The 8,590-nt window shown below is 37.8% G+C and carries 4 protein-coding genes; all 4 read right to left on the bottom strand.

Going from position 1 to position 8,590, the window contains the following annotated elements; translation table 11 throughout:
- Positions 1 to 141: 141 nt before the first annotated feature.
- Positions 142 to 2,430 (bottom strand): DUF6259 domain-containing protein, encoded by a 2,289-nt coding sequence (locus D1164_RS19325; protein WP_119351552.1) that lies wholly within the window; start codon positions 2,428 to 2,430, stop codon positions 142 to 144.
- Between the two features lie 11 nt (positions 2,431 to 2,441).
- Complete coding sequence (locus D1164_RS19320; RefSeq protein ID WP_119351551.1) at positions 2,442 to 4,394, bottom strand: beta-galactosidase; 1,953 nt, start codon at positions 4,392 to 4,394, stop codon at positions 2,442 to 2,444.
- An 82-nt stretch (positions 4,395 to 4,476) separates the two neighbouring features.
- Positions 4,477 to 6,699 (bottom strand): beta-galactosidase, encoded by a 2,223-nt coding sequence (locus D1164_RS19315; protein WP_172594538.1) that lies wholly within the window; start codon positions 6,697 to 6,699, stop codon positions 4,477 to 4,479.
- Positions 6,700 to 6,786: 87 nt separating this feature from the next.
- Entirely contained in the window at positions 6,787 to 8,541 is a 1,755-nt protein-coding gene (locus D1164_RS19310; protein ID WP_119351549.1) for a DUF4091 domain-containing protein, read from the bottom strand.
- Positions 8,542 to 8,590 lie beyond the last annotated feature (49 nt).

The raw sequence follows: 8,590 nt of genomic DNA, 5'->3' as shown, positions 1-8,590 counted from the left end.
CATCCTGAGCATGTCGCTTTTCGACAAAACACCGATCAGGGAACTCTTCAAAAGGGTGGTGCAAATGGATGATATGCCTGAAAATGGTCATGGCCAATTGTGCTTTAATTTTTAGTGGACACTAATGATATTAAATATCCATTACACAGAAGGGACGATTTCGACAATGCACAACCCTCTAGGCTGAAGGGATATTTCCACATTAATTAATCCGTTGGAATATGAACCTAAAAGCTCTTTCCCGTTGGTTGTTGTAATGTAAATTTTCCCTTTCCCCGACAGTTTGTAATCTTCTGAGTTAATACTAAAATGAACGGGTAAATTATCATCGCTTATACTTGCTAAAGCAATACCGACACTATTATCTTTTGCTTTCCACGTTCCGGAATATAAAAGAGAAACTTTTTTATTAAAGGTTGTAACGCTTTTGCCTTTTCTTCCTGCATAAATAGATAATTTAGATATTTTTATTTCCTCTTCCGGATAGTCAGTTTGGGGACTTCTGCAAAATTCTCCATATAGCAAATATTTCAGGGCCTGGTATCTTAATTTGGCAATGTCCAGCAAATAATCTATTTCTTCTGCTCTTTCAGAATTCAGGAAACTGTGATAATTAGCAATGGTAGGTTGCATTCCCCAAACAAATGCCCGGGCCTGTTCCATTAAAAATTGCTTATTGAAGTCTGCATCCAGTAGCTGTTCGGTTTCTTTCGGGGCATATTCTTTCGGCCACAGCTCATCGTAAGGAGGAGTAACCAACGAAGAATAACTTCCGTAGGTTAGGGCGTATTCATGGTAAACAGCCTGAAAAAACGGGATGGTTTCCGTATTGGTAACACCAGCATACCGTTCCCGGCTCACTGGCAAAGTAAGAAAGGCATCCAGGTAAGGGATCCAGTTCTCTCCCGATCCTTCGCCGGCGAGAATGGGTCGGGTTTTGTCTGATACAGTCGCTCTTATTTGCTGCGTAAGATTTCCAAAATTTTCAACCCAATAATTTCCTCCCCCAATCTTATGCCCATGGCTTTTATCAAAACACATCCTGTTTAAACAAGCCTGATCCATATAAACTCCATTTGTTTGATACACATTTACTGCACTGTCGCACAATGAAGAATACTTATTTTTCCAGAATTCGGTTGCCATGCACATATTGGTCAGAGAATTTCCAGTGAAAATATTATAGGCATGCGATCGCATCTTTCCGTTTATATCTTTCACGGAATATGGTTGGGCACCTTCTGCCTTCCAGCTTCCGGAAGAGTCTCCCCATTGTATTGAATTCATATAAACGATGCATCTCACACCTTCTTCCTGGGCTGACTCTACAGCATTTTGGAAAGATTTACGCCCCTCTCTGGGAGGGAAATATTCGGGGAAATAATCATCGTACGAACAATGATGCCACCAATGCCAAAAAACATTGACAGGCAACCCCAATTTTTGCTTTAACTCTACAGCAGGAGTCAGTACATTATCTGATTCTCCCCTGTTCCAAATCCACAACGCCGTACTGTCCAACCAGGAAGGACTCAGTTCGTTTTTTAACCTGCTGTTATCACACCACTTTTGTTTTGTTCCCCATTCCCTATACAATTCTGCTGCCGTTATCCAATCTCCCTTGAATGAACCAATAATTGCCTCGTAAGAAGAATGATACGATGTTAAAGTGGAATCAAAAGTGGGGTAATTAATCATTTTATATTCGAGTGTATTTAATGTATCCAGCGTAACCGCAAAGTCTTTTGCAAAAGACAATGAATCATTACATGAGGCATAAAACCCGGTTAAATTGGGATTATATAAAGCGATTAACTGCATAGATAGTGACCCCGGGTAGGACCAACTCCATCGCTTTACTTTTGCATTACTCGCTGCAAGACTTTCCCGGGGATTTTTAACCAGAGAGCCCATCCATGTGGGGATAGCCAGTTCTTCGTCCCCCAGGTTTTTTATGCCTTGAATACGGGGGAAATCTATACTCTTTATTAAATTTCCTTTTATCCCCTCCGCTTTTATACTCCAATAGGATAATGCTTTATCCGGATCCAATGAAACTTCAGCCTTTACCTTAAGTTCTATCATTCCTTCAAAACCTTCCCACTCCAAATTAAGAGTCAGTTCATTGGATTTTGAAAAGCTAAATTTCGTGGGGAATATCCCACTGTTTGATCCTGAGCCTGCCGATGAGGAGTGAAAATTTACCTCCCAGGGAAGTCCTTTAACCATATTTCTTTCGATAAATTCATAGGAATGACCTACATCTGAAAAAGAAATAAATTTGCCGGTCTCCTTTTCAAAACCCAGTTTTATTTTTCCATTTTCAATAAAAACAATTTCTCCGGGGCTTGAATTACTTTTACATTCCGTAAAGAAAACAATAATGCAAAGAGACATTATTAATATTGAGTATTCTTTAATTTTTTTCATCTTTTTATTTTTTACAATGGATTTACTCTTAATATAATGGTTGATTTTCCGTCCATATTAATTTTAATTGTTTTAGTAGAGTCTGACATCACAATATTATCCGTGGGGTTTATAACCTGTGCGGCAAATGGCAAACGTATCTTTTTTTCTCCACCAAAGACTGAATGAATACAAAGCCAATTCCTTCCAATATAAAATACATCGCCGGAACGGATATAGATATGGACACCTGCATCTTCAAAAATTTTGCGCAACTGGGAATCGGATAAAGTAATAACATCCTTTTCCCTGGAATCATTCTTTTTATTAAAAACATATGTCCCTTCATTATCTGTCCAGATTACAACAATTCCTTTGTCCTGCCAGTTATGAATTCTTTCTCTTTCTTCTGCAGTCAGTTCAAGAAATCCCATGAGCCATATAACCTTATACTGATTAGCAGGAATGCTTTCCACATCAGTGCGTAGGAAAAGATCGTAAGGGGTGCCGGTTTTTGCCAACAGGTACCGATTTGAAAGAATCTGTTCTGCAAGTTGTCCGTAACTTGCATCCCAAAAGCAAAGTTGTTCATCAACCATTACACATACCTGAGATTGCATCTGTTTTCCCTCTTCCATAGGAAATAAGGAATAAAATTCATTTGTTTTTTGGATAACCTTAAGTAATTCAGGACTACTAAACCAACCTCCCCACATATCGAACCACCAGCCTCCGTAACCTTGGGCAAGCATCCTTCCTGCATTCTTCCATAAAAACGATGTTGAGGTTTCCATATCCTCCGGCCCCAGCCACACCCCGCTTTCATACTGTCCGGGAGGAGCTACTTCCGGAGCCCTGTCTTTTAGCAAAGTAGTAATACTTGTGCGTGTATCATTTTCAGCAAGCCATAACTTTCCATGCAGTTGCACTGATTGTATTGCTACCATGGGTGGCCAGTCTTCGCCAATAACCCGGTTATAAACGTTTGGACTGGAGAGGTAGTCGAGGGATTTACATTTCAGTAATTTACCTAAAGCACCATGTCCTCTTCTCGGATCAGTAACATAATAGTGATAACCATAAAAAGCACCGGTTAAAAGCGTTCCATTACTTGTCTCTTTTACTATTTTACAAAAATGTATGATATTATCTACCAAGGTTTCTGAATGAAACTGATATGTATCAATCACCTTTTGTTCCCGCTCCGGATTCCTCCATCTGTGAGTTCTGCTTTCACTAATATTTCCAGGTTGTGCGGTGCTAAAGGAAACCAGACTATCTCCCCACGATCCCTGAAAAGCTAACTCATCATCATTATATTTGTTTCTTAGCCATTTCCGAAATGCATTAAAACGAACTGGGTTTCTGTCATCATACTGTTTGGGATGGTAAAACCACTCCTCAGTAAAACCCGCTGCAACGTGTATTCCAACCAGGTACTTGGCATAAACAGAACCTGACAGCCAATTAATGCAACTCTTCAAAATCTCTCCTGTTTCTCTTTGCCATTTTTCAGATGAAAAACATTGTCTGAAAGTACTTCCATCGGCAAGTTGACAGGAAGCATCAGGATTCAGTTCTTCCCACCAAAGGGGAGGATCGAGATAAATCCTGATAATAACTTTAGCTTGCGGATCAACTTTTATAATTTTCTCAAAATCTGTTTTTATACTTGAAAAGTCGTATTGATTCTCTCCTGTCCAAACAGGAGTGCGGAAAGTACCAATCCCTGATACCGAATTAATTCCTCTATCACCCAGATAGGCCGGGAAACAATAAAGATGAATGCCGGTTTCGGCTATCTCTTTATAATACTTCTGCTCCCCCAAATATGACATGTATGCAAACGGAGAATAAAGTTGTTCATTAATAAACAATGCAGGGACACCAGCTATTTGCTTTACTTCTGTTTTATTTTGAGCATGGGATAAGCTACAAGCAAATAACAAAACAATAAGAACTTCACTGAAATAAAACTTCTTCATTTATTTTTTTAAAGTATTATTTTAAAATAAAAATTGAAAATAATTCCATCATCTCTACATAGACAGGAGTTGCGTTTAGTTTTTAATTGTCAAACCGAAAAAACCTAGTTTCTCCAGATGAAGAAAATTCAATTTCAAAAGTTTTATCTGGTTTTAATGTAATCCTTTCCCCTGATCCATATCCTTTATTAGGAACCATTAATTCAATAAGGCTTGCTTGAAATGGCAGGGAGATTATTTTTTTGCCAGGGCTGGATGCCTTAATTGATAAATAGCTTTGATTGCAATAAAGGACATCCCCATTATTATTATAAATATTCACACCTGCTTCTAAGGCAAAATGTTGTATTGCCTGCCAAGGCAGGGTTGGATAGCAGGCAAGAATATTTGAATAGTCTTTCATTCTATTTTCTCCAAATATTGCAAACCCGTCATTAGTGTGTCCATAGATATTGCTAGCCCCACCACTTTTTATGTATATAAAAGGGGAGGCTGCACTACCTTTATATTTCAATTTCCCGGTTGGAAGGTCTATGATAATGTCTGAAGCTTCTCTTTTTTCTTCATATCCCAGTTGCATTCCAACCAGGGAGGATACGTTATCCACAGAAATTTCATCGTCTATTAGCCCAGGAGCATAAAGCCATAACAACGTTCTGCCACCTGACATACATTTCCTGGATATTAGGTCCCTATCTTGGGAGGAGAGCACAAACGAATTGAAAAATATCATCATTTTGTATCTCGAGATATCTAAATCCTTAAGGTCTTCCAATAAATAAATATCATAAGGGGTACCTATTTTATCAATTTGTGCTTTTTGGTAGTTCAACCATGGTATATTACTTACCCGCTGCCTTTTTAAAGGGGCAAAATACGGAATTGATTTCTCGTCAACGATCACACATACCTCTGCTAATGAATCACCTGATTTATGGATACTTTCATCTGCAACTTTTTGTGCTTCACTGAAAAATTTCAATATTCTTTCATGGTCATACCATCCCCCCCACAAGTCATACCAATAAAGGGTTGTACCTGTACATATGGCATGTGTAAATTCAGACTTGAGATGTTCCAGAGTTTGATCCAATGTTCCCGGACGTTTCCATACGGGTAAATCATATACATGGTATGGGTCAATCTCAGGTCTCATCTCTGAAATCCATTTCCCTAAACATGTTTTCTCGTCCCCTTCATTATAAAAAAGTTTATTTGCTTTTTTTATTGAATCAATTTCTGTCCCAAAAGTCGTTGATGTAAAAAAATCAACATAAGGGGATTTAAGGAATCGAGAAAAATTCATATGATCCAGCCACTGCGTAAAAGTGTGCCCATAAAACGTACCTGTAAGCAGGTTTCCATGGCTTTCTTCTTTTACTGCCCGACAAAGGAATTCAATGCTATCTATAATTTCGTCGCACCTGAAAAAACGATAATCAATATTCAGCCTGGACTTTTCTGGATCAAAAAAATTACCGAATTCAGGTTTTTCTCTCTCCACGGGTAATGGGATACTTATTTGTTCGATGGGTTTACCAAAATAGTTTTGGATTAATTCTTTATCGTTATTGTATTTTTGCAATAACCATTCCTTAAATCGGGCCTCCGCAACAATACTATAGTCGGTATCTCCGAGCCAACCGAGGTGTACAGATTCATTTGTCTCTCCAACACATATATGCATTCCTATAAATCTGTCAGCATAGGTCGATCGATATACATGCTGAACAATTTTACGTAATACTTCCGCGGTTTCTTCCCTCCATATCTGAGATGAAAAAGATTGGCACTGAGGTAATCCTGTTTCGTATGTCCTGCATGTATCTGCAGGATGGAAGCTATCCCACCAACTTGGACTATTACAACTTATCCGAGGAAGAATATAAGCATCGGGAGCTACTTCCAAAATTTCATTGATGCTAGCGTCCATAATATCAAAGTCAATTTTTCCCGGGGCAATCCATATATTATGCTTATTAAGTCTTACCTTTTGGTTTTTATAGAATCCTGGAAATCTATCTCCCAAAGAAACATAACATCCAAAAATTTTAGTCCCGTGTTCATACATATTTTTGTATCTGAACTGTTGCGGAAAATGTGATAAGTATGCTGTCGGAAAACATGGCTCATCATTAATGAATACAGTCGGTTTACCCATATACTGTTTAAGGTGGCAAGAAGTTGATGATTTTCCAATATTACCTTCGGGAACCAAATTTTTCCTAATATTCCCCTCGAAACCTTCCTTTTCCATCCCTAGCAGGTTCATCCCAGTAAATAACGCTCCTCCTCCAGTACTCATTTTTTTTACAAAATTTCGTCTTTTCATATCATCTTTATACTATGTTCAACTTTATTCGAATTTTAGCTCTCAAGATTTATTTGTCGTCTAATAGCTATTCAGTTGCATTTTAGCTTTAACCAGTATCTCTGAGGCAGGGATACTATCCAATCTATTTATCTCAAATTCCTTTAGTACTTTGTCCATCCGTTTTAATTTTTCAATTTCTCCCTTATTTATGAATTCTTCACGTAATATCTTTATCTTCTCGAAATCTTGTATCCCTTCAATAATTTTCTCGAACCGTATTGAGGTCCTTGGACCAGGATAAATTAGATAACATGTCCCTGAAGGCCAATATTTATATCTGGAATCAATCAATGGATTCTCGTTCCATTTATTAAATGCCCAAAAAAGATAGCCTGTATATCCCCTTTTTGCAGCTAACCATCCTAACCATGTACATTCGGCTGGAGAAGAAAAAGTATATGGTGCAAGGTGCTTTTCTTTGCACGCCGTATAAAATGTTGCCGGTTTGTTTTCCTTTTTTCGTATTAATAAAGAATCTTCATCAAAATACAGGTATGAAGCCAGGCAGTAATCGTAGATGTCATTTTCCAATTCAGGATGATATGAATCTGCCGCCAAAGAAACTTTCCACGATGAATCAATCTGCTTTAAAAGAGATATTACAACCTGAAGACTTTTAAGCGGACGTTCATCAATCGCTATTGTAGTAATATCAAACCATCCTTTTGTTTTTAGGTGTTCAGTAAAATCTTTAAGCATAGGAATCCAATATTGTTTGTATTCAGTAGTCCCGGGTTCTGCCTGAAATGTTATCTCATTTTCTAAAGCTTCATCATAATATGTAAAATATAAATCCCAATTAATCATACTGTAACAATTGATACGTTGGTTTATTCCACAATCCATCATAAATGAAATATACTGGTCAAACAGGTTATAATCATATTCCCAATTTCCGTCATTCTTTTTTATCCACTTTATAAGACTTGGATCTTCAAACAATTTATGTTTGCGATTCCATGGTTTTTCAATAATATTAGCAGTAATTACTTTTTGCCCGGCATTTGCTAACAATGTAAAATAAGGCCTCATTAATTCGAAGTGTTCTTTGCTCCATAATCCTACTCCATGTATCCTGGCAATTCGGGAGGGGTGTTGCCAAATATCCAAATCAAATTTCCATTGGCGTGGTGGTGGCAAAACATGCTCCAGAACGTTTATTGAAATATCTAATTTGTACTCACGGAGTGCATTTATAATTATTGTCCCCTCATAAGTCCCCGCTTGTTGTCCCCTTGGCACTTTTATACTCAACCAAATTGGCTGTACCGTATTGGTGCAGACAGGGATTGATTTTATAATATCGATTGGATCTGCAACAAGGGACGAATCATAATCTGAAGGCTCCCTTCTGTTGCACCCCCCTCCATATTCATCTGCCATGACATACCTTACAAAGGCGGCTTCTATATCTTCACTTTTGAGTCGGTGGCCATCTTTATTATGAAGGTCACCAATCTCGCAACTCAGTTCAGATATTTCGGTGTTAGACCAAACCAGTATCTGTGTATGAATTTTTTCCCCTTTCCATGCTTTAGCTTCCCATGTAAAAACTAATGGGATCTCAGGTACTTTTTCTTTATCGTATCTTACATTATCGTCTGCAAAGCTTACATTTACATCATTGCTGAGGAGTTGCCATCCTTCAATTATTGTCGCAGTTGGATTAGGAAGCTCCTGGTAATAATTATTGTCTGTGTTGCTGTAACTCAAATTCTGGGCATAAGAGTTTATTCTAACTAAGAAAAACACTATAAAGATTACTTTTTTCATTTTTTTCTATAAATATTCAAGTTTCCCAATACCCTTATTTTAATATTTC

The sequence above is a fragment of the Mariniphaga sediminis genome (assembly GCF_003573545.1).
GTDB classification, from domain to species: Bacteria; Bacteroidota; Bacteroidia; order Bacteroidales; family Prolixibacteraceae; genus Mariniphaga; species Mariniphaga sediminis.
The sequence above is the reverse complement of the archived record's forward strand: the minus strand, read 5'-3'. Positions and strand labels throughout refer to the sequence as shown.

What these genes read in the sequence shown, in the direction of transcription:
- D1164_RS19325 (WP_119351552.1), bottom strand. Translation starts at nt 2,430, where the DNA reads ATGAAAAAAATTAAAGAATACTCAATATTAATAATGTCTCTTTGCATT.
- D1164_RS19315 (WP_172594538.1), bottom strand. Translation starts at nt 6,699, where the DNA reads ATGAGTACTGGAGGAGGAGCGTTATTTACTGGGATGAACCTGCTAGGG.
- D1164_RS19320 (WP_119351551.1), bottom strand. Translation starts at nt 4,394, where the DNA reads ATGAAGAAGTTTTATTTCAGTGAAGTTCTTATTGTTTTGTTATTTGCT.
- D1164_RS19310 (WP_119351549.1), bottom strand. Translation starts at nt 8,541, where the DNA reads ATGAAAAAAGTAATCTTTATAGTGTTTTTCTTAGTTAGAATAAACTCT.